At 61.0% G+C, this 26,519-nt stretch carries 21 protein-coding genes; 9 read left to right on the plus strand and 12 right to left on the minus strand.

All coding sequences use genetic code 11. The features are described from left to right. Positions 1-27: 27 nt before the first annotated feature. Positions 28-615 (minus strand): uridine kinase family protein, encoded by a 588-nt coding sequence (locus CGS49_RS08920; protein ID WP_097801496.1) that lies wholly within the window; start codon positions 613-615, stop codon positions 28-30. A gap of 487 nt (positions 616-1,102) precedes the next feature. Between CGS49_RS08920 and CGS49_RS08925 the strand changes: the two genes are divergently transcribed. The 8 genes from CGS49_RS08925 to CGS49_RS08960 all read left to right on the plus strand — a co-directional run bounded on the left by CGS49_RS08925 (position 1,103) and on the right by CGS49_RS08960 (position 9,042). Beyond that, positions 1,103-1,684, plus strand: coding sequence for a DUF3793 family protein (locus tag CGS49_RS08925; RefSeq protein ID WP_097801497.1), 582 nt, complete (start codon positions 1,103-1,105; stop codon positions 1,682-1,684). A gap of 484 nt (positions 1,685-2,168) precedes the next feature. Continuing rightward, positions 2,169-2,384 carry a FeoA family protein gene (locus CGS49_RS08930; protein ID WP_097801498.1) on the plus strand — a complete coding sequence of 72 codons (216 nt, stop codon included), beginning with the start codon at positions 2,169-2,171 and terminating at the stop codon, positions 2,382-2,384. A gap of 89 nt (positions 2,385-2,473) precedes the next feature. Next, positions 2,474-2,695, plus strand: a complete 222-nt coding sequence (locus CGS49_RS08935) for a FeoA family protein (protein ID WP_097801499.1) — start codon at positions 2,474-2,476, stop codon at positions 2,693-2,695. A gap of 25 nt (positions 2,696-2,720) precedes the next feature. Further along, on the plus strand, positions 2,721-4,907 hold the full coding sequence (gene feoB, locus CGS49_RS08940) for a ferrous iron transport protein B (RefSeq protein WP_097801500.1): 2,187 nt from the start codon (positions 2,721-2,723) through the stop codon (positions 4,905-4,907). A gap of 35 nt (positions 4,908-4,942) precedes the next feature. Next, positions 4,943-5,116, plus strand: a complete 174-nt coding sequence (locus CGS49_RS08945) for a FeoB-associated Cys-rich membrane protein (RefSeq protein WP_097801501.1) — start codon at positions 4,943-4,945, stop codon at positions 5,114-5,116. A gap of 119 nt (positions 5,117-5,235) precedes the next feature. Then, positions 5,236-5,640 carry a metal-dependent transcriptional regulator gene (locus CGS49_RS08950; RefSeq protein WP_097801502.1) on the plus strand — a complete coding sequence of 135 codons (405 nt, stop codon included), beginning with the start codon at positions 5,236-5,238 and terminating at the stop codon, positions 5,638-5,640. Then, positions 5,637-7,367 (plus strand): ABC transporter ATP-binding protein/permease, encoded by a 1,731-nt coding sequence (locus CGS49_RS08955; protein WP_097801503.1) that lies wholly within the window; start codon positions 5,637-5,639, stop codon positions 7,365-7,367. Before CGS49_RS08950 ends, CGS49_RS08955 begins: the two co-directional genes overlap by 4 nt. 1 nt (position 7,368) lies before the next feature. After that, complete coding sequence (locus CGS49_RS08960) at positions 7,369-9,042, plus strand: amino acid ABC transporter ATP-binding/permease protein (protein WP_097801504.1); 1,674 nt, start codon at positions 7,369-7,371, stop codon at positions 9,040-9,042. A 54-nt stretch (positions 9,043-9,096) separates the two neighbouring features. Here the strand turns inward: CGS49_RS08960 and CGS49_RS08965 are convergent, their stop codons facing one another. From CGS49_RS08965 to glgB, 11 genes are all read right to left on the minus strand, one after another. Then, complete coding sequence (locus CGS49_RS08965; protein WP_097801505.1) at positions 9,097-10,137, minus strand: SGNH/GDSL hydrolase family protein; 1,041 nt, start codon at positions 10,135-10,137, stop codon at positions 9,097-9,099. A 200-nt stretch (positions 10,138-10,337) separates the two neighbouring features. Further along, positions 10,338-12,071 (minus strand): class I adenylate-forming enzyme family protein, encoded by a 1,734-nt coding sequence (locus CGS49_RS08970; RefSeq protein ID WP_097801506.1) that lies wholly within the window; start codon positions 12,069-12,071, stop codon positions 10,338-10,340. Between the two features lie 224 nt (positions 12,072-12,295). After that, positions 12,296-13,225 carry an ATP-binding cassette domain-containing protein gene (locus tag CGS49_RS08975; RefSeq protein ID WP_097801507.1) on the minus strand — a complete coding sequence of 310 codons (930 nt, stop codon included), beginning with the start codon at positions 13,223-13,225 and terminating at the stop codon, positions 12,296-12,298. 1 nt (position 13,226) lies between these two features. Further along, positions 13,227-14,279, minus strand: a complete 1,053-nt coding sequence (locus tag CGS49_RS08980) for an ABC transporter ATP-binding protein (protein WP_097801508.1) — start codon at positions 14,277-14,279, stop codon at positions 13,227-13,229. A gap of 12 nt (positions 14,280-14,291) precedes the next feature. After that, complete coding sequence (locus CGS49_RS08985) at positions 14,292-15,317, minus strand: ABC transporter permease (protein ID WP_097801509.1); 1,026 nt, start codon at positions 15,315-15,317, stop codon at positions 14,292-14,294. After that, positions 15,317-16,258: an ABC transporter permease gene (locus CGS49_RS08990; RefSeq protein ID WP_097801510.1), complete on the minus strand. Its 942-nt coding sequence runs from the start codon at positions 16,256-16,258 to the stop codon at positions 15,317-15,319. Before CGS49_RS08990 ends, CGS49_RS08985 begins: the two co-directional genes overlap by 1 nt. A gap of 145 nt (positions 16,259-16,403) precedes the next feature. Next, positions 16,404-18,428 carry an ABC transporter substrate-binding protein gene (locus CGS49_RS08995; protein WP_097801511.1) on the minus strand — a complete coding sequence of 675 codons (2,025 nt, stop codon included), beginning with the start codon at positions 18,426-18,428 and terminating at the stop codon, positions 16,404-16,406. A 158-nt stretch (positions 18,429-18,586) separates the two neighbouring features. Next, entirely contained in the window at positions 18,587-19,876 is a 1,290-nt protein-coding gene (locus CGS49_RS09000; protein ID WP_097801512.1) for a 4Fe-4S dicluster domain-containing protein, read from the minus strand. A 3-nt stretch (positions 19,877-19,879) separates the two neighbouring features. Then, on the minus strand, positions 19,880-20,854 hold the full coding sequence (tig, locus tag CGS49_RS09005; protein ID WP_097801513.1) for a trigger factor: 975 nt from the start codon (positions 20,852-20,854) through the stop codon (positions 19,880-19,882). A gap of 49 nt (positions 20,855-20,903) precedes the next feature. Further along, entirely contained in the window at positions 20,904-22,799 is a 1,896-nt protein-coding gene (locus tag CGS49_RS09010) for a hypothetical protein (RefSeq protein ID WP_097801514.1), read from the minus strand. A gap of 135 nt (positions 22,800-22,934) precedes the next feature. Beyond that, positions 22,935-24,887 carry a 1,4-alpha-glucan branching protein GlgB gene (gene glgB, locus CGS49_RS09015; RefSeq protein ID WP_097801515.1) on the minus strand — a complete coding sequence of 651 codons (1,953 nt, stop codon included), beginning with the start codon at positions 24,885-24,887 and terminating at the stop codon, positions 22,935-22,937. A 248-nt stretch (positions 24,888-25,135) separates the two neighbouring features. Between glgB and CGS49_RS09020 the strand changes: the two genes are divergently transcribed. Next, positions 25,136-26,494: an alpha-amylase family glycosyl hydrolase gene (locus CGS49_RS09020; protein WP_097801516.1), complete on the plus strand. Its 1,359-nt coding sequence runs from the start codon at positions 25,136-25,138 to the stop codon at positions 26,492-26,494. Positions 26,495-26,519: the final 25 nt, after the last annotated feature.

Raw genomic sequence — 26,519 nt, forward strand, 5'->3', positions numbered from 1 at the left:
GTGTTTTTTGCATCGCTGCTTTATGCGTTATAATGTGGTATCCACCACAAAATCTGCGTTTTCCGCGATCTGGTACTTTGCAAAGTAGCCTTCTTCCAGCGGGATCCACCGGGCGGCAAAGTTTGCGTAGCGCTCACCTTCGCGCTCCTGCAGGCGGCGGACCTGTTCATCTTTCGAGCAGGTCACGAACACTCGCAGCGTCTCGTATCCGGTCAGCAGCGGGTGGTGGCTGTAGCTGCCCTCCAGAATCACCAGCGGCTGTGCGGCAAGCTCCTGCGCGGGTTGGTACGCGCCCTTCCGGCAGGAGTAGGCCCGGTACTGTACCGGTTGGCCTGCGTAGGCCGGGCGCAGGGCTTCGTCCCGCAGACGGGCAAGATCCATGTTGGCGCAGGGCGTCTGCTCCCAGCCGTGGGCGCGCTGGGCAGGCGGCAGGTAGAAATCGTCGGTGCGCAGCACGGCGCTGGCCGGGAACTGCCGGGCCAGTGCGTTGGTGAGGGTGGTCTTGCCGCTGCCGCAGCGGCCATCCAGCGCCAGCACCAGCGGTTTGGTGGGGTGCTGGTCCAGCGCGGCGGTGAGGATGCTGCAAAGTGTCTCGAGTGTAATGTTCTGCGCCATAGTGGGAAAGCTCCTTTTGTTCGGAATGGAACCCTCTCAGTCATTGCTTCGCAGTGCCGGCTCTCCCGAAAGGGAGAGCCTTTTGGACACACGGGAAAAGCTCCCCCCGGGCAGGGAAGGCGGCACAAAGTGCCAGAAGGGGAACAGCGGACACGTCCGCGCCTGAGAAGGGTTCAAACGCATTATACCACAACCGCTCCCGGCGGTACAACTGCCGAAAAACTGGGCCCGGAGAAGATGCGGTTTGCCATAAATAACTTTTTTCGAAAAAAGTGTTGACAGACGGCCCCGGCTGTGGTAAGATACAGTCACGTTAGAGATAACTAACTGAGAGGAACAAGGACAGCGGAGCTGTACGATGCGTGTATCACACAAAACGCGCACAGAGCCGTTTCTTTTTTGAACAATCGGTTAGAAATGTCTAACTCATAAACCATCGGGTGTCCGGGCATACTGACTCGGAACCATCACACGGGAGGGCACAGCCATGGAGCGCAATTTTGAAACGGTCATGGTGGAGCAATGTGCCCCGGTGCTGGCGGGGCTCAAGCCTGCGGGCCTGTTCCGCTACGAGACCGGCGACTGCGCCGACCTTGCCCGCCGCGTGAAAAACTGGAACGCCCAGCTCAACCCCAAGGGCCTGCAGGTCCGGGTACTGAAGGGCTGTGTGCGCACCCACCGCTATCTTGTGTATGTCTACCGCGAGAGCAAACTGTGCGCCGTCCTTGCGGACGAAAAGGTGCAGAGCTTTCTCCGGCAGGAGGGCTACCGTCTGCCCGAAACCGGCGTGCCGGATGTGCACGGCCTGCTGACCCAGCTGTCCCGGCGGCTGTGCTGCTCGGCAGAATTTCCGCACGAGATCGGCGTTTTTCTGGGCTACCCCCTGAGCGACGTGGTGGGCTTTATTGAAAACAGCGGCCGGAACTTTACCTGCTGCGGCTGCTGGAAAGCCTACGGGGACCCGCAGGCGGCACAGCGTCACTTTGCACAGCTGCGCAAGTGTACAGCCGTGTATCTGCGATTGTTCCACAGCGGTACCCCCATTCTCCGCCTTACTGTGGCGGCTTAACACTGACATTCTCTTTTCAAATACTCTCTTTTTATCCTGGCGCCCGCCGGTGTCCACGCACCGATGGGAAGAAATCCTCCTTTTGACACGCGGCCGCGCGGTGCAGACTGACCACTGCACCGTGCGGCTGTGTCACTTTCCGGAAAAATTTTTCACGCCGCACCGGCCGGTCGGCGCAATATTTCTCGGCAGAAAAACGCTCCGGAAACCGGCTTTGGCAGAGTGCACAGCCGGTGACCGCAAAACGGGTACCAGAATGTTAACATGCACGAACTTTGCATCAAAAAGCTGAGTTAGTTGTTGTTGATTGTGATAAAATCCGGAGAGTTGCGGGGCATAAAATTTGTTTGTTTATATAAACTAACTTTGAATTATGAAAAAATTATTGACAAGAGCGGTTAGGGAGTGTAAACTATCCATGCTGATAGTTGCGGCTGACTAACCGCCGCACATCTCCGATTCAATGAGAAGGGAAGCGGAATATATGATGCCTCTGACGATGGCAAAAGCAGGAGAAACGGTCACCATCAAAAAGATCACCGGCAAGGACGAAGTCCGGCTGCATCTGGCAGAGCTGGGGTTCGTGGTGGACAGTGAGGTGACCGTGGTCAACGAGATCGCAGGCAACTTGATCATCCAGGTCAAGGAGAGCCGCATCGCGCTGGACAAGACCATGGCAAATCGCATTATGATCGGTTAAATTTGGCTGAACGGTGTCCGCAACACCGTTTGGGAGACACTCCGAAACTGGACTCGTCTCCAATAAAGACAAGTAGAGGAGGATTTACAATGAAGACTCTGAAAGACGCCAAGGTCGGCGAGACCGTCACCGTGGCAAAGCTGCACGGCGAAGGCCCCGTGAAGCGCCGCATCATGGACATGGGCATCACCAAGGGTGTGGAGATCTATGTCCGCAAGGTGGCACCTCTGGGCGACCCCATGGAGCTGACCGTGCGCAACTACGAGCTGAGCGTGCGCAAGGCCGACGCCGAAATGATCGAAATCGTCTGATTCCAAAGGGAGGAAAGGTAACGCAATGAGCATTAAGATTGCACTCGCCGGTAACCCGAACTGCGGTAAAACGACCCTGTTCAATAATCTGACCGGCTCCAATCAGTACGTCGGCAACTGGCCCGGCGTTACGGTGGAAAAGAAGGAAGGCAAGCTGAAGGGCGATAAGGATGTCATCATCCAGGACCTGCCCGGTATCTACTCGCTGTCTCCGTACACGCTGGAGGAAGTCGTCTCCCGTACCTACCTGGTCAAGGAGAAGCCCGATGCCATCCTGAACATCATCGACGGCACCAACATCGAGCGTAACCTGTACCTGACCACCCAGCTGATCGAGCTGGGTATCCCGGTGGTCATGGCTGTGAACATGATCGACCTGGTGCGCAAGAACGGCGACAAGATCGACCTGAAGAAGCTGAGCGCCGAGCTGGGCTGCGAGGCGGTCGAGATCAGCGCCTTGAAGGGTGAGGGCACCGAGGCAGCTGCCAAGGCTGCCGTGACCGCTGCCCAGGGCAAAAAGGCCGGTGAGCTGCCCCATGTGTTTACCGGCAGTGTGGAGCACGCCATCGCTCACATTGAGGAGTCCATTCAGGGCAAGGTCGATGACCGCTTCCTGCGCTGGTACGCCGTCAAGCTGTTCGAGCGCGACGACAAGGTCATGGACGAGCTGAAGCTCGACAAGAGCCTGATCGACCACATCGACCAGCACATCAAGGACTGCGAAGCTGAGATGGACGATGACGCCGAGAGCATCATCACCAACCAGCGCTATGCCTACATCAACACCGTGGTCTCCAAGGCCGTCAAGAAGAAGGCCCGCGTGGAGCACCTGACCGTCTCCGATAAGGTGGACCAGATCGTCACCAACCGCATTCTGGCGCTGCCCATCTTCGCGCTGGTCATGATCCTGATGTACTCCCTGTCCATGGGCACCTCCATTGCAGACGGCGGCTGGTCCATCGGCACCTTTGCCACCGACTGGACCAATGATGTGCTGTTCGGTGAGATCGTGCCGGGCGCGCTGGGCGGCTTCCTGGAGAGCATCGGCGTGGCAGGCTGGCTGTACGGCCTGATCATGGACGGCATCGTCGCCGGTGTCGGCGCAGTTCTGGGCTTCGTGCCGCAGATGCTGGTCCTGTTCTTCCTGCTGTCCATCCTGGAGGACATCGGCTATATGTCCCGTGTGGCCTTCATCATGGACCGTATCTTCCGCAAGTTCGGCCTGTCCGGCAAGAGCTTCATCCCCGTGCTGGTGGGCACCGGCTGCGGCGTGCCGGGCGTCATGGCTTCCCGTACCATCGAGAACGAGCGTGACCGCCGCATGACCATCATGACCACCTGCTTCATCCCCTGCGGTGCCAAGATGCCCATCATCGGCCTGATCGCAGGTGCCATGTTCGGCGGCTCTCCGCTGGTGGCTGTTTCTGCTTACTTCATCGGCATGGCTGCCATCATCTGCTCCGGCATCATCCTGAAAAAGACCAAGATCTTCGCAGGCGACCCCGCTCCCTTCGTCATGGAGCTGCCCGCTTACCATGTGCCTGCATGGGGCAACGTGTTCCGTGCCACCTGGGAGCGCGGCTGGTCCTTCATCAAGCGTGCCGGTTCCGTCATTCTGCTGGCGACCGTCGTGCTGTGGTTCCTGCAGGGCTTCGGCTTCGAGAACGGTGCCTTCGGCATGGTCGAGGATCAGGACAACTCCGTCCTGGCTGCCATCGCCACCAAGATCGCATGGATCTTCGCTCCTCTGGGCTTCGGCAACTGGCGTGCAACCGTTGCTTCCGTCTCCGGCCTGATCGCCAAGGAGAACGTTGTTGGTACCTTCGGTGTTCTGTATCACTTCGGCGGCGAGCTGTCTGAGAACGGCGACGAGATCTGGGCCGCTGTGGCACAGGATTACACCGCACTGTCTGCTTACGCCTTCATGATCTTCAACCTGCTGTGCGCTCCCTGCTTCGCAGCGATGGGCGCCATCAAGCGCGAGATGAACAACGGCAAGTGGACCGCTATCGCCATTGGTTATATGTGCGCTCTGGCTTACTGCGCCGCTCTGGTGGTGTACCAGCTGGGCGGCCTGATCACCGGTGAGATTGGCTTCAACTTCTTCACCATCGTGGCTGCTGTTGTTCTGGTGGCCTTCATCTACCTGATGGTGCGTCCCAACAAGTACGCGGGCAACAACGAAGTCAAGATCGACGTGACCAAGATCTGATCAAACTGCACGATATGTGAAAGGGTGTGTTTTGTATGATGGAATTCCTCGCTGCAAATTTTAATCTGCCCACGATCATTGTGGCAGTCATCGTGTTTGGCGGTGTGGGCTGGATCACATGGCACTCCCACAAGCATGGCGGCGGCTGCAGTGGGTGCAGCGGCTGCGGCGAAGGCGGCTGCAATGGCAGCTGCAGCGGCTGTCACTGAGCATTGAAATGATCCGCAAAGGGCGCGGGCTGGAACATTCGGCTCGCGCCCTTTTTTCAGAAACAAAAAGTTAGCTTTGGATAACATTGGAAAATCTATCAGAAAAGAGAGTGATCGGCATGGAACTGACGTCGGCACATCTGCGCTATCTGCTGGCGATCTATGAGGTCTCGCGCACCCACCTGGACATCAGCTCCCGTAGCATTGCGGAAAAGCTGGGGGTGACCAAACCCTCGGTGGTGCGCATCATGAACCTGCTGATGGACCGCGGCATGATCGTCAAGGAGCATTACGGCAAAATTTACCTCACGGACCGCGGCATCTGGGTGGCAAAACAGGTGGACCAGGAGCTGCAGAACATTCTGGCCCACTTCCCGCCGGTGAGCGCGCCGCTGACCGAGGAAGAAAAGTGGAACGCGGCGCTGGCCATGACCAGTGCCCTGCCGGACCGCATCTTCACCGGCGAATACGACCGTCTGTTCGGCGAAGACGCTGAAAAGGCAGAAACGGAGAAAGCTCAGTGATCAACAAAAAACTGCTTTCCTTTGACCGCGGTGCCCTGCGCTATGTAGGGCTGAACGTGCTGTTCCAGTGGCTGGGCATGCTGTGCAACGTGGTGTTCGTCACGGCTGTTGCCCGGCTGATCGGCGCAGCCTTTGCGGGCAGCCTGACCAGCGCTCTGCTGTGGCAGCAGCTGGTGCTCTGCCTAGGCACGGTGCCGCTGCGCTTCGGCTTTACCATGCTGGCCTCCGGCATGAGCGACAAGGCCTCGAAGGACGTCAAGCGAACCCTGCGCAGCAATATTTACGCCAAACTCACCCGTCTGGGCTCCAACTACACCGAGACGGTGGCCACCAGCGAGGTGGTCATGCTGGCCAGCGAGGGCGTGGAACAGATCGACACCTACTTTGCAAAGTACCTGCCCCAGCTGTTTTACAGCCTGCTGGCCCCGGTCACCCTGTTCGTGCTGCTGGTGGGCGTGCACGCGCGGTCGGCCATCATCCTGCTGTGCTGCGTGCCGCTGATCCCCATGTCCATCGTGGCGGTGCAGAAGTTCGCCAAAAAGCTGCTGAACAAATACTGGGGCGAGTACACCACCCTGGGCGACAGCTTCCTCGAGAACATTCAGGGCCTGACCACCCTGAAGATCTATCAGGCCGACGGCTGGAAGCACGAGCAGATGAACGCCCAGGCCGAGCGCTTCCGCAAGATCACCATGAAGGTGCTGACCATGCAGCTGAACTCGGTGACCCTGATGGACCTGATGGCCTACGGCGGTGCGGGCCTTGGCATCATCAGTGCAGTGTCGGCCTTTGCAAAAGGCCAGCTCAGTTTGACGGCTACCCTGACCATCGTGCTGCTGGCGGCAGATTTCTTTTTGCCGCTGCGGCTGCTGGGCAGCTACTTCCACATTGCCATGAACGGCGCGGCCTCGGCCGAGAAAATTTTCAAGCTGCTGGCGGCCGACGAACCCGCCGACGGCGATCGCGTGCCCGGCGAGGACACCGCCCTGCGGCTGGAGCACGTTACCTTCGGTTACGAAAAAGACCGCACCATCCTGCACGAGGTGTCCCTCACCATCCCGCAGGGCAGCTTCGTCTCGCTGGTGGGCGAGTCTGGCTGCGGCAAGAGCACCATTGCGGCCCTGCTGGCGGGCAGCCGCACCGGCTACACCGGCAGCGTGACCCTGGGCGGCGTGCCGGTAGGGGAGCTGCAGCAGGAGCAGCGCCTGCACACCCTGACTGTGGTGCCTCACAATGCCACCATCTTCAAGGGCACCGTGGAAGAAAACCTGCGCATGGCAAAGCCCGATGCCGCCGAGAGCGAGCTCTGGGCCGCGCTGGAGCAGGTGAACCTGGCGGACTTCTGCCGCAGCCAGAACGGCCTGCAGACGGCCCTGCACGAGGGCGGCTCGAATCTATCCGGCGGCCAGCGCCAGCGCCTTGCCATGGCAAGAGCGCTGCTGCACGATACGCCCATCTATCTGTTCGATGAAGCTACCTCCAACGTGGACGCCGAGAGCGAGAACGACATCATGACCGCCATCCACAGTCTGGCGGGCAAAAAGACAGTCATCCTCATCTCGCATCGTCTGGCCAATGTGGTGGACAGCGATTGCATCTATGTGCTGGACAAGGGCCGCATCGTGGAGCAGGGCAAACACGCCGACCTGCTGGCGGCACAGGGCGCGTACAGCCGCTTGTACACTGCTCAGAAACAGCTGGAAACACTGGGAAAGGAGGATGCCTGATATGAACAAGAACACAAATCACCGCAGCCCCTTTGCCATTGTGGGCCGGCTCATCGTGCTGGTCAAGCCCATGCTGCCCATCATGCTGGCGGCCATCGTCATGGGTGTGGCGGGCCACTTCTGCGCCACCTTCATCACCATCTTCGGCGGCTTTGGCATCCTGCGTGCGCTGGGCCTTGCCAGCCCGGTGGGCACCGTGGGCGCGGCCTTTGCCTGCATTCTGGTGTTTGCCCTGCTGCGCGGCGTGCTGCGCTATGCCGAGCAGGCGTCCAACCACTATATCGCCTTCAAGCTGCTGGCCCTCATCCGGGATAAGGTCTTTGGTGCTTTGCGCCGCCTGACCCCGGCAAAGCTGGAGGGCCGTGACCGCGGCGACCTCATCTCCCTCATCACGGCCGACATCGAGGCGCTGGAGGTGTTCTACGCCCACACCATCTCGCCCATCTGCATCGCCATCCTCTGCGTCATCGGCATGACGGGCTTTGTGGGCAGCTACCACATCCTGCCCGCGCTGGTGCTGCTGGCAGGCTACCTGCTGGTGGGCGTGGCTCTGCCTGTTTGGAGCGCCAAGCGCGGCGACCGGGTGGCCCGGGAGTACCGTCAGGCCCTGGCCGACACCAACAGCTATGTGCTGGAAAGTCTTCGCGGCCTGCGGGACACCCTGCAGTACCAGGATACGGCGTCCCGCGCCGAGGGCATCGACGCCCACAGCGAGACGCTGGGCGAAAAGCAGAAGGCCCTCAAGTACCGCGAAGGCCTCACGGCGGCCATCGCCAATACCCTCATCCTGTTCACCGTCATTGCGGTGCTGGGCGTGAGCCTGCGCCTGTATCAGAACGGCCAGCTGGGCGTGGAGGGTGTGCTGGTGTGCACCCTGTCGGCCCTGAGCTCCTTCGGCCCGGTGGTGGCGCTGGCGAACCTCGGTGCCAGCCTGACCCAGGTGTTCGCCAGCGCAGACCGCGTGCTGGACCTGCTGGACGAGGAGCCCGTCACCGCCGACGTGATCGACGGCACCGACACGGCCTTTGCCGGGGCCGAGGCACAGAACGTCAGCTTTGCTTACGCCGACGAGGAAGTGCTGCATGATTTGAGCCTGACCATCCCGGAAAAGAAGATCGTGGGCATCACGGGACGCTCCGGCAGCGGCAAGTCCACCTTCCTGCGGCTGCTGATGCGGTTCTGGGACGTTTCCAGCGGCAGCATCCGCTTTGGCGGGGAAGATATCCGCCGCGTGAATACCGCTGCTCTGCGGGCCCAGGAGAGCCTTGTGACGCAGGAGACGGAACTGTTCGACGATACCATCGAGAACAACATCCGCATCGCCAAGCGCGACGCCACCCACGAGGAAGTGGAAGCCGCCTGCAAAAAGGCGGCACTGGATGGCTTTATCCGCAGCCTGCCCAAAGGGTATGACACCCCGGTGGGAGAGCTGGGCGGAGCCCTTTCCGGCGGTGAGCGCCAGCGCATCGGCGTGGCGCGGGCTTTTCTGCACGATGCACCCTTCCTGCTGCTGGACGAGCCCACCTCGAACCTCGACAGTCTGAACGAGGGCGTGATCCTCAAGGCCGTCCGGGCTGAGTGCAGGGACAAAACGGTGCTGCTGGTGTCGCACCGCAAGTCCACCATGGCGGCAGCCGACGTGAGCTTCTCGGTGGAGAGCGGACGCCTGAGTTGATGCAGAGTTAAAAAATAACGCCTGTCCCGGCTGGGACAGGCGTTATTTTTATTCTTACTTGAGTGCGCTCAGGATCTGGTTTGCGATGTACCGATGCCCCCGGACGGTGGGGTGGGCATCGCTGGAAGTCTGCGTGAAGGTCACGGGGACGTAGGTCACGCCCTCCTGCTGCGCGGCAAGCTCTTTGGCAAAGCGGTTCAGGTCGCAGAAATAGCGGTTCCATGCGGGCAGCAGGGGCACCGGGTCGTACCAGCCAACCAGCAGGATGGTCGCGTCCGGGTTCAGCTTGCGGATCTCCTGCAGGATCAGGGGCAGGTTCGTGGTCACCTGCGTGTAGGCATCGCGGCAGATGACGTCCATGCCGTGGAACAGCAGGCGGTTGGTGTCCCGGGTCTCCTCCGGGGTCAGGCGCAGCTGGCGCAAGGCGTTGGTCATGGCCTGAAGGTTTTCAAGGCTGAAGTTCCGCAAATCGCCGCTAACCGTCAGTTCAACCAGCTTCTCGCTCTTCCAGTGGGTCGCCTCGCCCAGCCCCATGACGCAGGGCACCGTTGCATCGTTGGAGCCGATCTGGATGGAGATGATGTCGGCTTTGCGCAGATAGTCCTGAAACTGGGGGTAGGTGTAGGTGCTGCCGGTGGCCTGATTCGGCTGGGACATCCCGCTGTTCTGCACCATGTCCAGAAGGTCGGCGCTCATCAGACCCGGCAGACCCAGATCAATGGCGTGCTGCCGGTCGAGCCCAAGGCCCTGAGCCACCAGCGCGGTGTAGCTCTGGGCGGGGTAGCCCTCAAAGTTGGCCGAATAGTCCAGCCCGGACTCGGTCTGGGTGCAGAGGACCCCCGGCAGCCCCACACCGGCCGCGATGCTGTCGCCCAGCGCCACGTAGGTGAGCTGCGGCTCCGGTTCGCCGTCTGTCTGTGCATCGGCGGGCAGGGCGGTCTCCTGCTCGGCAGGCGCTGCGGTCTGCTCTTGCTGCACCTCTGCCGCTTCGGAAGCAGGCAGCTCCGTCTGTTCGTCGGCAGCAAATGCAGGCATGGCCAGCAGCACAAGCGCTGCTGCTGCGGCCAGAAAGCTGGCAAATTTTTTGTTTTTCATTGTGATTCCTTCTTTCCGGGGTGCCTGCACAGGGGGAGCGCAGGCTTTGCTTCTATGATAAAATGGAAAGCAAAAATTGTCAACTGACAAAATTCAAAATCCGTGCAGGGCGCGCTGCACCCGCAAAAATAAAAAAGCTCCCCCAAACGGAGGAGCGGGCGCGTTGGCGCCGGAGAGGGGCATGCCCCCCAGATTCAAATTCAGTAATCGCGGGAGGTGATCTCCTCCTCCAGCTTACGGTAATCCACCTTGCCCACGGGGGTCAGCGGCATCTCGGAGATGAACTTGTAGCCCACGGGCTGCACATACTCCGGCAGTTCTTCCTTGCACAGCTGGCGCAGTTCGCGCACGATCTGGCGCTTTTTCTTGTCGCCTTCCGGGTCCAGCACCACATAGACGAAGGGCAGGCGGCCCTGCACATGGTCCTTGTCGGTGCAGCCCACCACCGAGCACTGGTGCACGGCGGGGTGGCGGCTGATGACGTTTTCGATCATGGAGGGGAACACTTTGAAGCCGTCGTGGCGGATGATCATCCGCTTGATGCGGGCATCCAGATACACAAAGCCGTCCTCGTCCATGTAGCCCAGGTCGCCGGTGTGCACCCAGAGCTGGCCGTCTGCGTGGCGGCGCAGCACCATGGCGGTCTCGTCGGGCTTGTTGTAGTAGCCCTTCATGGCGGTGGGGGTGCAGATGCAGATCTCGCCGCGCTCGCCGATGGGCAGCTCGGTCTCGGTGCCGGGCTCAAAAACGGACACCACGGTGTTCAGCATGGGGATGCCCACGCTGCCGGGCTTGGTCACGTTGCCGGCGGCGATGGTGGCGGCCGAGGAAACTTCGGTCATGCCGTAGCCCTTGGCCAGCGGGTACTCCACGCCGTGCTCCTTGAGGAACTCGTTCACGGTCTGCTCGGCACCCAGCGGCAGCGAGTCGCCGCCGGCGGCGTAGTTGCGGATAAAGGAGAGGTCTTTGTTCTTCAGCAGCAGGGAAGCGGCCATCTGCTGGTAGTGGGCGGGCACGCCGAACATGTGTTCGGGCTTGTGCTTCCAGATCAGGGCACCCAGCTTGTCGGGGTCCAGATTGGGGATGATGATGACATGCAGGCCCATGACCAGCGGCATGTGCACACCGCAGGCGTAGCCGTAGGCGATGAACGGCGGCATGATGTTCATCAGCTTCTGGCCGCGGTGGAACAGACGGCTCTGGGCGGCAAACTCATGAGCCAGTGCGTTGAAATTGTGGTCCGTGAGCATGACGCCCTTGGGCGAACCGGTGGTGCCGCCGGTGTGCACCACCACGCAGGTGTGCTGCGGGTCGTAGGGTTCGGCGTTCATGCTCTGGTTTTTGCCGGCCGCGATGAAGTCCTTCCAGTGGAGGACGTTGGATTTGTAGCTGTTGCGGTCGGGGTTCGTCATCTTGTAGCCGATGGCCAGATGCAGCGGCAGCGAGTCTGCCGGGCTGATGACCAGCACCCGCTCCACGCTGGTGCGCTTGGCGGCCTGGTGGCAGCGCTCGTAGGTGACGTTCAGGCAGATGAGCAGGCGGGAATCCACCTCCTCGATGTACTCGTGGATGCCCTCGGCGCTGTAGCGCGGGTCCACCAGATTCAGCGAGGCACCGATCATGTCGGCGGCGTAGAAGGAGTAAATGACCTCCGGGGTCATGACGCTGACCACGGTGATGATATCGCCCTTCTTCACGCCGATGCCGCGGAAGGCGGCGGCCGTCTTTTTCACGTTGACGATCAGGTCTGCAAAGGTGATCTTGCGGCCATAGTATTCCAGCGCAGTCTCGGGCAGGTGGTTCTTGTTCTGGCGGCAGACGTACTCAAAGGCCGAACACTCCGGCAGGGGCAGGTCAATGAACTTCTGGTCGTAGTATTTCAGCCAGGGCTTCGCAGTGGACGCATAGAGCGGTTCACGCTGTTCAGTAGTCATAGAATCAAGTCCTCTTTTCTTTCTTCTTCTTCTTTTCATTGCTAAAAGCCGACAGCTTTGCAAAGAAGATGAAAGCCGCCGGTCAGAACACGCTAATAACTCAAAAATTAGAATCAATGATGCAGATTCTATTGTAGTGGAGCTGCCTGAGAATGTCAAGAAATAAACTATGAATGTTGCGTAAAAGAGCCGTAAAACAACGATCCAGCCCGAAATATCGGAGGTCAGCGCGGCAGCCACTGCTCGGCTTCGGCCGCGCTGCACAGCACGAAGTGCTCAGGCCGCAGCTCGCGCCACTGGGGCGCTTCGCGGCTGTAATCGTGCATGGAAGGGTCATAGACCAGCAGTTTTTTCTCCCGTTCCCGGCGGGGGTCCGGCATGGGGATGGCAGAGAGCAGGCTGCGGGTGTAGGGGTGGATGGCGTGGGCCACCAGTTCTTCGGCCTCGGCCAGCTCCACGATGCGGCCCTTGTGGATGACCGCGATGCGGTCCGAGATATAGCGCATCACCGAAAGGTCGTGGGCGATGAACAGGTAGGTGATGCCGCGCTCTTTCTGCAGGCGGCGCAGCAGGTTCAGCACCTGGGCGCGGATGGACATATCCAGTGCGCTGATGGGCTCATCGGCCACGATGAACTCCGGCTCCACGATGAGGGCCCGGGCGATGCCGATGCGCTGGCGCTGCCCGCCGGAAAATTCGTGGGGGAAGCAGGAGGCAAACTCCGGCAGCAGGCCCACGTCCAGCAGCGCCTGCCGGACTTTTTCGGCACGCTCGGCGGCGGAGAGGTCGGGCCGGACGTTCTGCAGGCCTTCGCCCACGATGTAGCTCACCTTGGCGCGCTCGTTCAGCGAGGACTGCGGGTCCTGAAAAATCATCTGAATTTCCTTGATGATCTGTTTGTCCAGTGTGCGGCTGATCTTGCCGTTGATCTTCTGGCCCTTATACAGGATGTCGCCGCCGGAGGTGGGCAGGATGCGCAGGATGGCCCGGCCGATGGTGGTTTTGCCGCTGCCGCTCTCGCCCACAAGGCCGAAGGTCTCGCCTTTGTAGATTTTGAATGTGGCGTCCTGCACGGCGGGGTAGGCTTTTTTGCCGGAGCCGTAGGTCACGTTCAGGTGGTTCACTTCCACCAGAACTTCGCGTTCATTTTCCATCTTACAGCCCCTCCTTTTGCAGTTTTTTCACCGCAGCAGGCGGCTCGATGTGCGGTGCGCGCGGGTCCAGCAGCCAGGTCTTGGCCTTGTGGGTGGGCGACACTTCAAAATAAGGCGGGCGCTTGACGAAGTCGATCTTCAGCGCCTGCGGGTTGCGGGGCGCAAAGGCATCGCCGCGAATTTCCGCAAACAGGTTTGGCGGGGTGCCCACAATGTTGAACAGGTCTTCGCCCTTCACGCCCATCTGCGGCATACTGGAAAGCAGCGCCCATGTGTAGGGGTGGCGGGGGTCGTAGTAAATGTCGTCAGCGGTGCCGATCTCCACGATGTCGCCCGCGTACATCACGGCCACCCGGTCTGCAATGTTGGCCACAACGCCCAGGTCGTGGGTGATCATGACGATGGTCAGGTCGTACTTGACCCGCATTTCTTTTAAAAGCTGCAAAATTTGCGCCTGAATGGTCACGTCCAGTGCGGTGGTGGGCTCGTCGCAAATGAGAATTTTCGGGCTGCAGGCCACCGCAATGGCAATGACCACGCGCTGGCGCATACCGCCGGAGAACTCGTGCGGGTACTGCTTGAACCGCTTTTCCGGGTCCGAGATGCCCACATCCCGCAGGTATTCCAGCGTTTTTTCCTTGGCGGCAGCACCCTTCAGGCCCTGATGCAGGGTCACGGCTTCCATGATCTGGTCGCCGATGGTTTTGAGCGGGTTCAGGCTGGTCATGGGGTCCTGCATGATCATGGCGATCTCGCGGCCCCGCACCCGCAGCCAGTCCTTCTCGGTCTTCAGGTCGGAAAGGCGCAGCGGCTTGCCGTCCGCCATGCCGTAGTAATCAATGGTGCCGCCGGTAATGGAGCCGTTGGCGTCCAGCAGACCCATAAAGCTTTTGGTAAAAACACTCTTGCCCGAGCCGCTCTCGCCCACGATGGCAAGCACTTCGCCTTGGTACAAATCAAGGTCGATGCCCCGGATGGCGTGCAGCACTTTTCCACGCAGGTTGAATCGGATGTTGACATCTTTTGCGGAGAGAATGAGCTGGTCGTGTTCCATGATATTCCCTCCTTACTGCAGATGGTTCTTCGGGTCGGCAGCATCCGAGAAGGCGTTGCCGATCAGATAGAACGCGATGGTGACAAAGCTCAAGATCAGGGTGGGGTACAGCAGCTGGTAGCGCAGGCCCGCCTGCATCATCACCTTGCGGCCGTCGTTGACCAGGTTGCCCAGCGAGGGCGTCTCCACCGAAAGGCCCAGGCCGATGTAGGTGATGAACACCTCGTTGCCAATGGCTTCCGGGATGGTGAGGGCCATGCGCAGCATGATGACCGACACCAGATACGGCAGCAGGTTGCGGAAAACGATGCGCACCGTGGGCGTGCCGATGCAGCGGGATGCCACGTTATAATCGCGGTCACGGATGATGAGAATCTGGTTGCGGATGAAGCGGGCCATCTCGATCCAGCCCTTGATGGACATGCCCAAAATCATGGTCCAGATGCTGGGCGTTGCCACATAGGAGATCAAAATCAGCACGATGGCGGTGGGGATGTTATCGAAGATGTTGTACAGCTCGGTGAACACGAAGTCCAGCCCGCGCACATAGCCCCACAGCACACCGGCGGTGATGCCCACCACGGCCTCGATGAGGGCCACGAAGAAGGCGATGGTCAGGCTGGTGCGGGCACCGGCCCAGATGCGGGCCCACAGGTCCTGCCCGATGGAGTTGGAGCCCCAGACAAAGCCGTCCTGCCCCGGGGCGATGTTGCGGTACTGGATGCCGGTGACGGGGTCCACGGCGCACAGGTTCGGGTCTGCCTGCCCGGGGAGATAGGGCTGCAGGAAGGCAAAGGCCACCACGGCGGCCAGCGCGATGAGCAGGGCCACGGCGGCCTTGTTTTTCAAAAAGGCGCGGAAGGTGCTGCCCCAGTAGCTGTAGTTGGAGCTGGCTGTGGCCTCGGCGTCTTCGGAGCGGAACCCGGCGGGGGTGAACAGCTCGTCCTCGGGCAGGTCTTCCCAGCCGGTGCGGCGCTGTGCGTCATTCAGCTTGTCTTCCAGCTGCTTCGATTTTTCCCGTTTCAGAAAGGAAAGCATCAGCGTCCACCTTCTTTCTTGCCAAAGTTGATGCGCGGGTCGATGAGCACCATGAGCACATCGCCCAAAATCAGGCCGATGATGCCCACGCAGGCGTACAGCAGCACGATGCCCTGCACCATGGTGTTGTCGTGGCGCTGCACACAGGTGACCAGCAATCCGCCCATGCCGGGGATGCTGTACAGGCTTTCAATGTAAATGGAGCCCACCACGGTGTTGAGGAAGGCCGAGGGGATGTACTGCACCAGCGGCACCATGGCATTGCGGAAGACATGATGCAAAGCGATGTTGTTCTCGCTCACGCCCTTGGCCCGGGCGAGCTTGACGTAATCCTTGTTGCTTTCATCCACCATGTAGCGGCGCAGCCACATGGCGTAGAACGCGAGGTTTGCAAGGCTCATGCTGCACACCGGCAGCACCCAATACCGCCAGTTGGAGGCGTCGAACAGCAGGCCCACGCCCACCACCGAGGTGCCGTACATCTGGATGTACAAAAAGTACACGGCGGCGGGCACCGCCTGAATGAGCACGATGAGTGCCGTGCCCAGCTTATCCGGCCAGCGGCCCTTGCACCGGCCCATCACAAGGCCCAGCGGGATGCCCAGCACAAGGCTCAGCAGCATGGCCAGCACGCCCATCTCAATGGAGATGGGCAGCTTCTGGGCCAGAATTTCGGTCACCGGCACGTTCACCTTGTAGATGTGGCTCACGCCCAGATTGCCGTGCAGGGCGTTCTGCCAGAAGTGCCCGATCTGCACCGGCAGCGGGTCCAGCAGGCCCATGGACTGCAGACCAGCCTGAATCTGTGCTTCAGTCATTTTTTCATAGTTTGCAAAATAGCCCTCGATCGGCATGAGCCGCAGCAGGCAGAACACCAGCGTCACGATGATGAACAGGGTCAAAATCGAGCGCCCGATGCGTTTTGCGAGATATTGCACCATGTGTGTGCACCTCTCTTTTCTTTTTGAAATACAGATAAGAATAGAATACCGCAAAGTTTTACATTTGGAAAGTGATTTGCAGAGATTTTGCAGCAAAAAAGAGGTCAGGAAACGCCGATAGGCATTCCCTGACCTCTTTTACAAATCAGCGCGCGTCGCGGTTGGCGTTGTACTCGTCCATGGAAACATAGTGGTCGAGGATGTGCACGCCCTTCAGGCGGTTGGAAGACAGGCCGGTGGGGGCATACTGGCCTTCCCACAGGTTCAGGCGGGTGGCGATGTAGGGCGGCACCGGCATGCCCAGCGGGATGACCAGCGCGTTTTCGATGAGGTAGGCTTCGGCATCCGCAAAGGCTTCATACCGGGCGTCCAGATCGTCGGTGATGGTCTTGGCGTTCTCGATCATGGACATGTACTGCAGCACGCAGTCGGCGGTCTCGCCGGTGACGATGCCGTCCTCCACGCCGGTGCGCAGGAAGGCGTAGCAGGTGCCGCGCTCACCCGGGGCCTGGTAGAACGGGTCAGACTCGGTCTCTGGGTCGGAGTAGTCGGCGCCCCAGTAGTAGGACATCAGCTCGTAGGCACCCACGCGGCGCACGGCGTTCAGGAAGTTGTCGGACGGGCCCTGGGTGATGATGATGTTGATGAAGTCAAAGCCGTCGTTCAGCACGCCTTCCACCTGCTGCTTGAACACCTGGCACTGCTTGTCCCAGTCCACCACAGCGGGGTTGTAGGGGTACTGTACTTTAATGGGGAAGGTGGCCCCGGCGGCGGTCAGTTCCTCCACGGCAGCGTCGCGGTACTCCTTGGCTTTGGCTTCGTCAAAGAAGTCGGACAGGTTTGCCAGGCCGCCGCATTCCGTGTAATCCACGCCCTGGCTGTTGGCGCAGAAGGAAGGCGGGGTGATGGTGTGCAGCTTGTAGTTGTCGTAGCCCTCCGGCGCGGTGACGGCCAGGGTCACGGACGGGTTGATGGCGTAGAGGAACGCCTTGCGGAAGCTGGTGCAGTTGATGGCCTTCACCCAGTTGTCCGGCTCATACTCGGCGTCCACGCCGGAGACGGTCCAGTTGGTGAACTCGTGCTTGTAGGGCAGGAAGTTGAAGATGTAGAAGTAGCTCTTGCCGGTCTCCGGGCGCTCCATGGACACCATATCTTTGGTGGTGTCGTCGGCCAGCCAGCTGTCCAGGATGTCCGAGCTGATGGTGGCCTGGTCGATCTCGCCGCGCTTGACCATCTCGGGGCCGCTGATGAGCTCCTCCTGGTTGTAGATGTAGCGGATGGTGTCGATGTAGACGCTGTCCTTGTCGTAGTTTTCGGGGTTCTTCTTCATCACCCAGCTTTCCAGCGGCACATACTCGGCCAGATAGAACGCGCCGCAGCTGCAGGCCGTCTCGGCGGAAGTGCAGAACTGGTCGCCATATTCCTCCAGCAGCGGGCCGTAGGCGGGCTCATAGGGGGTGTAGCTCAGCAGGCTGAGGAAGCCCGGGAAATCGAAGTTCAGCGTATAGGTCAGGGTGTGGTCGTCCACGGCCTTGACGCCCACGGCGTCGAACTCCACGGCAGGGTAGCTGGCGGCGGTGCCGTCGGCGGCCGTCACGGTAACGGTGCCGTCGGCGGCCATGGCATAGGAGGTGCCGTCTTCGTCCACAGTGCCGCTGGCTGCGCGGCTGCTGTAGACGTGGTAGTTGAAATATTCCTCTGCACCGGCCACATACCCGGTGACGAGGCTGGCGGTGGCGGAAGCGTAGTCCGGGTTCAGCACATAGGCCAGTGCGTCCACAAAGTCCTGCGCGGTGACGGGGCCCAGCACTTCGCCGTTGCTGTCCACCCAGTTCTCATCCCGCAGGTGGAAGGTCCAGGTCAGGGTGTCGGCGTCCCACTCCCAGCTGGTGGCAAGGCCTTCGCGAATTTTGCCGCGGCTGTCGTACTCCACCAGCGTGTCGATGCACTGGGTACCGTGGTACAGGTCCGGGTCCGCAGAGCAGATGAGGTAGTTCAGGGTGGCGGGCTGGCGGGAATACAGCACGGTGTAGGTGGAGCTGTCCCCGGCGCTGCTGCCGCCGTCCGTGGAAGAACCGCCGCAGCTGCTCAGCAGGCCGGCGGCTGCCACGGAAAGGGCGGCAGCGCCGCTGCCCTTCAGGAACTGGCGGCGGGAGATCGAATGCGTCATGATAAAAATCCTTCTTTCGTGAATGAGTGAAAAGGTTTTCTTCGTGTTTTCGGAGAAGAAAGGGGTAACGGAAACAAGCTCCGTTACCCCTCTGTAACAAGTCCGCGGCCACGGTGCGTGGTCTTATGATGTCAGTATAGCATTGAATGGGTGCGCCGTCAATCGTTTTTCGGCACAGGGTCTGCAGCCTTTGCCGCAGCGGCTTCGGGCACGGCCGGTCCCGCAGCCACAGCGGCGTTGACGGCAGCGGCAGCCGGTTCTGCAGCAGGCACGGCGGCATCGGCACCGGCTTCAGCGGCCTTGGCGGCTTCCTCGGCGGCCTTTTTGGCCTCGCGCTCCTCCCGCAGCTGCTTTGCCCGGGCGGCGGCTTCCTCCTGCCGCTTTTTGGTGCGGGCCTTGATGCGGCAGACGGTGCACACGCCGTCCACGCTGCCCGGCGCGATGGGCTTGCCGCACTCCTTGCACAGGGTTTTGGTGCATTTATGGATGCTCACCGGGCCCAGGGTGGAAAGCTGGCGCAGCTTCAGCCCGTCCAGGCCGTGGCTGGAGCAGGCGGCCACGCACAGCTCGCACTCGCTGCACTTCCACGGCGTGATCACCATGCGGGTTTGGCCGTCGGGCAGGTCTTCCAGTTTCAGGGCACCGGCGCGGCAGGCCTTTTCGCACTTGCCGCAGCCGAAGCACTTGTCTGTGAAATTGGGCAGGTGGTAGCCGTATTTCAGTGGCGTTTCCATGGCGGCCTTCAGCTGTTTGGTGCGCTGGTGCAGCAGCAGGCGGAAGTCGGTGCTGGAGTCGTCCGCGCTGCGCAGGCCGGGCAGCATCTGCAGCAGCTTTTTGGTGCCGCTTTTGGAGCCGTGGCTCACCTGCTCGAACATTTCGCGGCGGCTGAGCTCCTTGACGTGGTAGGGGTAGTCGTCCGCTTCGTAGGCCAGCGAGAACCGGGCTTCGAACACGGCCTCGCCAAAGAACTCCACCAGTCTTGTCAGCTCCTTGCGCAGCTGGGCGGCGCACACGTCGTTCTCGCACTCGCCGCAGGGGGTCAGGTCCAGCACGATCTTCTTGTTCAGCGCCAGATAGGCCAGCGCTTCCCAGGAGAGCGCGCAGATGCACTCGCGCACCACGGCGTTTTTGCGGCTGGATCTTTCGCAGCCGATCCAGATGGTGTCGTTGTCGCTGTCGGCGGCGGAGGTGTCCCGCTGCACCTGTTCGGGCGAGGGCGAGATGCAGCCGCTGCGGCAGGCGGAAACGCACAGGCCGCAGTCGGTGCAGGGGTCCCAGTCCTTCACGAGGTTCGGGCGGGTGAAAATTTGTTCGCCGTAAGGGCAGATATCCTTGCACTCGGTGCAGGGCTTGCGGTGCGGGTGCAGGTTCCAGCACTGGCGGCGGTTGATCTCGGGATGGGTGGTCTTCATCAGCGCATCCATCGCAGTTCGTGTAAAAAAGCCCATAGCTTACTCCCCTTCCACAACAGAAGTGATGTCTGCATGATCGATCAGAAAGCGCTGCACCTTCTGGGTGGTGACGGCCGAAGCGATGGCCTCCCGGGTGAGCACCTGGCGGATCTCGGCTTCCGGGGTGCCGTGCAGCTTGGAAAGGCGGGCGTACTCGGCGTCTGCTTCCTCATTGCTCACGGTGATGTGTTCCGCCTCGGCGATGGCCCGCGCGGCCAGGACGCTGCGCATCCGGCGCTCGGCATCCCGGCGGAAGTTTGCCCGCAGCTGGCCCGGCGTGGTGCCGTTCACCTGGCAGTAGAGCTCCAGCGTGAACTTGCTGCGGTCCAGCTTGCGCTGCAGCTGCTGCATGTCGCGCTCGGCGTTCTGGTCCAGCACAGCGCCCGGCAGCGCGACGGTCAGGTTGGCCCCGGCCATGTCCAGCAGGGCGGCCCCGGCAAGGCGGTCGGCGTTGGCTTCGTGGATGGCGCGCTTCCTGGCGCGGATATCCGCCTGCAGCGCTTCCAGCGAATCGAAGCCCAGCTCCTTTGCCAGGGCGTCGTCCACAGCCGGGGCCTGCTGCTGCTCCACGCGGTGCAGGGTGATCTGGAACTGTGCCGTCTGGCCGGAAAGCTCCGGCACCCGGAACTCGGCCGGGTAAGTAAAATCAAAGCGGAAGCTTTCACCCGCCTTGTGGCCGTAGACAGCCTGCTCGGCGGCGGGCATCAGTTCGCCGGTGCCCAGCAGCACGGTGACGTTCTCCATCTTGCTGTCCGGGATGGCTTCGCCGTTCAGAAAGCCCTCAAAATCCAGCGTGACGCGCATCCCGCGGGCGGCAGGCTGCTCCACCGGGGCAAACGGCGCGTGGGCCCGGGCAAGCCGCCGGAGCTCCTGCTCCACAGATTTTTCCGTGACCGGGCGCACCCGGCGGGTGATGGGCAGCCCCTTATACTGCCCAAGCGTTGCGCTGGGCATGGCATTTGCAGTTGGTTCCATCAGAAATACTCCTTTTCTCTTTTATCACAAGCGTTGCAGCGTTTCTTTTTTAAAGTCCCCGTTCGACGAGCCAGCGTTCTGCCACCTGGGAGAACAGTTCGGGGTAAAGCGCGTCTTCAGCGGAGAAGGCACTCAGATAATACTCCACCTCGGCGCGGGTGGGGGCGGCGGTGCGCTCCCAGATGGTGAAGGTGGTGCCGTTGCCCATGTCAAAGGTGGCGGCCAGCGTGAAATACTGGTCCCGCACGGCCAGGAACAGGTCGTTGAAGGTGTTGGCCAGATCGCTGCTGCCCACATAGGTCTGGGGGAAGGGGTCGGCGGTGAGGACGTACTTCGCCTCAAAGAACTGCATGGGGAACTCGTGGGTGCCCGGCACCGAGAAGCCGAAGGACAGCTTGTCGTTGATGGGCATCTGGGGCAGCTGGCAATTCTTGAAGTGGTCCGAACAGTAAAGCATGTCGTGGGGGATCATGTAGCTGGTCTCGCCCTCGGCGCAGTGGGTGTCGATCCACTGCGCAATGGCTTTGATCTGCGGCAGGTCCTTGCGGTCGGAGGTCAGGGCGTTCAGCCGGACGAACTCCCGGACGCCCCGCAGCGGGAGGTGATCGACGACCGTCAGGGGCGTGCTGCGCACCGACACGGCAAACACCAGCGTGAACGCCCAATAGGCGATCTTGAACCCCCGCCGACGGTTGATGCCCTCGGCCAGCGCGGCGGCACCGGGCAGGAGCAGCAGAAACCACGCGGGCAGGAACAGCAGCATCTGATGGGAGCTGGTGTTCTGCACCCGGGTGAACAGCAGCACGCTGAGCAGCAGGCTCATGCCGCCAAGGCAGGGCAGGGCGGGCGCTTTCCGGCACCGGAGAGCGAACCGCAGGCCCAGACCGATGAGGATGAAGTTCAGCAGGCCGACACGGAAGGTCTGCAGGTAAAGCTCCCAGGCAAGGCCGCCGCCGTTGTAGTAGGCATAGCGGTCTGCATAGCTGTAGTGCAGGATGCGGCTCACCATGGGCCACAGCAGGATGACCATGGCGGCCAGGGACAGCAGGCCGAACAACACGAGATTGCGCACCTGCCGCAGAGCTTGGCGCTTGTGACCCGCCTTGCCGGTTTTGAAGCTGCTCACCAGCACCAGCACGGCGTAGGAAAAATAATAGCCGACCACAAAATATAAGTACCACCGGCGGGACAGAATGACCGCAGCTGTGGCCGCGAACAGCAGCACGAACCGCAGCGGCTCCAGCCTTTCAAAGCGGAAATCCAGCGTGAGCAGCAGGATGGAAAAGGCAAAGATCAGCCCGAACCAGTCCGGCTGGGCCAGCAGGGCGCTCATGCGCAGGTACGGATAGGTGAAAAGCCACGAAAGCCCGATGAGAAAATACCAGAACCGGTGCTTCACCCGCAGCATCTGCCCCACCTTGAGCACAAGGCCCGCCAGCAGCGTCAGCAGCATGGGCAGGACGCTGAACACCTGGCAGAAGGCAAAGCTGTCGCCGGTGCGGTCGGTCAGGCAGAACGGGAACTCGAGAAACAAGGGGATGAAGTTGGTGTAGTCCTCGGCAAAGGAGCCGAAGATCAACCCGAAGCCGGCGGCCGGGCTCTGGGCAAAGGCGGCCTCGGCGGCGTATTGCTTCTGGATGTAGTTGGCGTAGTCCCAGTAATAGATAAAATCCCGGCGGCTCAGTGACCAGTAAAAGTAGAGCAGCGCTGCAGCCCACAGGCCCACGATCACCGCGCAGTGGAACAGGTCGAACCGGACCCCGGCCACCCGCAGCACCACCAGGACGCCTGCGAACAGGGCCAGATCACACCACAGGCTCACCAGCGGGAAAAACAGGCTGCTGCCCGGCGCGGCGATGCCCAGAACGAGCAGTGCCAGCGCCCCGGCGGCAAAGCCCAGCCCGACTCTGCCGGAAAGCGGCAGGCGGGAAAGGAGTTTTGTCATCCTCAAAACCTCGCAGTTGCAGAATATCACAGCTACAGTATAGCAACCAAACCCTGCACTGTCCAGTGAATGCCCGCCGGAAAAAACAAAATGCCCCATCGTTTTGAAAACAGATGGGACATTTTGCACGGAATATTACTTTTTCTTGACCTCTGTGGGTACTGCGGCTGCTTTGGCGGTGCGGCGCTTCTGGTTCGTGGCCTTATTGGCACTGATGCGGGCGGCGTCCGGGTTCGGTGCCTCCGGGGTCAGGCGCAGCAGGCAGCTGCCCATGGCGGGCAGGTCCACGGTGAGGGTGTAGTCCCGGCCGTAGACGCCGCCGTCGGTGGTGTGCAGCTTGGTCTTGCGGCGGCCCTTCAGCGCGCCGCCCCACTCGGCGGCTTCGGTGTTCAGCACTTCTTCGGCACCGCAGGGAAACTTGAGGTAGAGCGGGAACTTTTTGTGGGCGTGGTCCTGGGTGTTCATGACGCACAGCAGGCTTTCGCCCCGGCCCTTGCGCAGCCAGGCGTATACGCCCTCGTCGCGGCTCTCGCAGGCCACCCACTCGAAGCAGTCCGGGTTGTACTCGCCGTCATAGAGGGCGGGCTCGGTGGCGTAGACCCGGCACAGGTGAGCGAAGTATTTCTGGAAGGCATCGTGGAAGGGGTACTGCAGCAGGCCCCAGTCCAGCTCCCGCTTTTCATCCCACTCACGGAAGTGGCCCAGCTCGTTGCCCATGAAGTTGAGCTTCTTGCCCGGGTGCATGTACATATAGAAATAGAGGGTGCGCAGCTGGGCGCACTTTTCGGCGTAGCTGCCCCAGAGCTTGTCGATGATGGTCTTTTTGCCGTGCACCACCTCGTCGTGGCTCAGCGCCAGCAGGTACAGCTCGTTGTAGAAGTAATGCATGCTGAACACGATCTTGCCGTAGGCATCCGGCCGCTCGCCGAAGGGGGTGGCGAAGTAGTCCAGCGTGTCGTGCATCCAGCCCATATCCCACTTGTAGTCGAAGCCCACGCCGTCGTACCGGGTGGGGGCCGTCACTTTGAGGAAGTTGGTGGAGTCCTCGGCCATGTAGATGCCGGTGGGCCAGTGCTTGTTCAGGCCGTGGTTCAGCCCGCGCAAAAAGTTCACCGCGCCCTGGTTCACACCGCGGCTGGGGTCGCCCTGCCAGTACAATGCCCGGGAGATGGCGTCCATGCGGATGCCGTCGCAGTGGTATACGTCCATCCACATGGCGGCAGCGCTGTTCAGAAAACTGCACACCTCGTGGCGGTAGTAGTTGAAGTTGCAGGTGCCCCACTCGCTCTGGCCCACATCGCTGTCGTATTCATAGAGGTGGGTGCCGTCGAACTTTGCCAGCGCGTCGCCGTTGGAGGCAAAGTGCACCGGCACAAAGTCCATGATGACGCCAATGCCCATGCGGTGGCAGGCGTTGACAAAGCTGGCAAACTGGGCCGGGGAGCCGTAGCGGCTGGTCACGGCAAAGTAGCCGGTGGTCTGGTAGCCCCAGCTGCCGTCAAAGGGGTGCTCGGCCAGGGGCAGCAGCTCCACATGGGTGAAGTGATGGTCCAGCAGCCAGGGGATCAGCTCCTTGGCCAGTTCTTCGTAGTTGTACCAGCTGTCCGAGCCGTCCGGCTCCTTGCCGCCGGAGCGATGCTTCCAGCTGCCCGCGTGCATCTCGTAGATGTTCAGCGGGCGGTTGCGGCATTTGTCCCGCCGCTCCATCCACGCGGTGTCGTCAAAGGCGAAGTCCAGCTTTGCCAGCTTGCTGGCGGTGCCGGGGCGCAGCTCGGCCGCAAAGGCATAAGGGTCGCTGCGCATCACCACACTGCCGTCGGCACCATGCACCCGGTATTTATAAAGGTCGCCCTCGGCCAGGCCGGGGATGAAGGCGCTCCACACGCCGCTGTCGGCGCGCTGCATGGGCACGCCTGCCTCCCAGCCGTCGAAGCCGCCGCAGACTTCCACAGCGGTGGCACCGGGTGCCCACACCGCAAAGCGCCAGCCTTCCACGCCGTTGTCGGCGGCCGGGTGCGCGCCCAGGAAGCGGTAGGCATCGAAGCAGTCTCCATTGAAGAATTCACGGGGAATGGCGGGGTAATTCATGCAAAGATCTCCTTACGTTCTATGATCGTCAGCGCACGCGGCGCTGCAGTTGACGAAAAAGTTTTTCAGCAATTTATCCAATGAAATCGTGGCGTGACCAGCACACTGGCCGTTATTCTTTGGAATTCTTGACAAAAATCGGTAAATATTAACATATTTTACAGATTCTATGCTATACTATCCTTGTCGCTGTTCCAGACAGCGGTGGATTTTTTCTGTATCAGTATAAGACGGGAGCGGTATAAACAATGGCTTGGTATGACAATGCAGTATTCTATCACATCTATCCTCTGGGCCTGTGCGGCTGCGCGCACGAGAACGACGGGCAGCCCACGCCCGGCGCGTTCGAAAAGCTGAACGCCTGGGCACAGCACGCGGCCGACATCGGCTGCACGGCCATCTATATCGGCCCGCTGTTCGAGAGCGGCTCCCACGGCTACGACACCATCGACTATCGGCTGGTGGACCGCCGCCTGGGCACCAACACGGAGTTCAAGGACTTCGTGGCCCAGTGCCACGCCCGGGGCCAGAAGGTGATCGTGGACGGCGTGTTCAACCATGTGGGCCGCGATTTCTTTGCGTTCCAGGACCTGAAGGCCAACCGCGAGAACGCCCGCTATAAGGACTGGTTCTGCGATGTGAACTTCTGGGGCAACAACGAGTACAACGACGGCTTCTCTTATGGCAACTGGGGCGGCTTCAACCTGCTGGTCAAGCTGAACCAGCGCAACCCGGAAGTGCAGAACTACCACTATGATACCATCCGCTTCTGGGTGGACGAGTTCGACATCGACGGCATTCGCCTGGATGCGGCCGACGTGCTGGACTTTGACTTCATGCGGGGGCTGCGCCGCCTTGCCAACGAGATCAAACCCGAGTTCTGGCTCATGGGTGAGGTGATCCACGGCGACTACAGCCGCTGGGCGAACCCCGAGATGCTGCATTCCGTTACCAACTACGAGCTGCACAAGGGCCTGTGGAGCGGCCACAATGACCACAACTATTTCGAGATCGCCCACACCATGCGCCGCCTGCAGGGCCTGTGCCACGACACCCGGCTCTACACTTTCTCGGACAACCACGATGTGGAGCGCCTGCCCAACAAACTGCGCAACCGGGAGCACATCCGCCACATTGCCATTCTAGTATATACGCTTTGGGGCATTCCGTCCATCTATTATGGCTCAGAATTTGGCATTGAGGGCAAAAAAGAGTGGGGAAGCGACTGGCCCCTGCGCCCATGCCTGGAACTTTCCGACTACAAAGACGCCGTGAACACCAATCCTGTCACCAGCGTGTATGCCGCACTGGGCAAACTCAAGGCCCAGCTGCCGGAGCTGACCTGGGGCGAGGTGAAGGAGCTGCAGCTCACCACCCAGTGCTACGCCTTTGCCCGGGTGCTTGACGGCGAGGCCTGCGTTGTTGTGCTGAACAACGGCGACAGCCCGGCCCAGCTGGAGTTCCAGCTGCCGGTGGAAGCATCCGCCGCGAAAGACCTGCTGACCGACACCGTGGGGGCCCAGCCGATCATGACCGGCATCGAGTGGGGCCGCATGAAGGTGCAGCTGCCCTCCAACTACGCCACCATCCTCAAGCTGGAAAAATAAATGCATCCTTGCATGATCTGCCGTC

This window comes from Faecalibacterium langellae, assembly GCF_002549775.1.
Taxonomy (GTDB): domain Bacteria; phylum Bacillota; class Clostridia; order Oscillospirales; family Ruminococcaceae; genus Faecalibacterium; species Faecalibacterium langellae.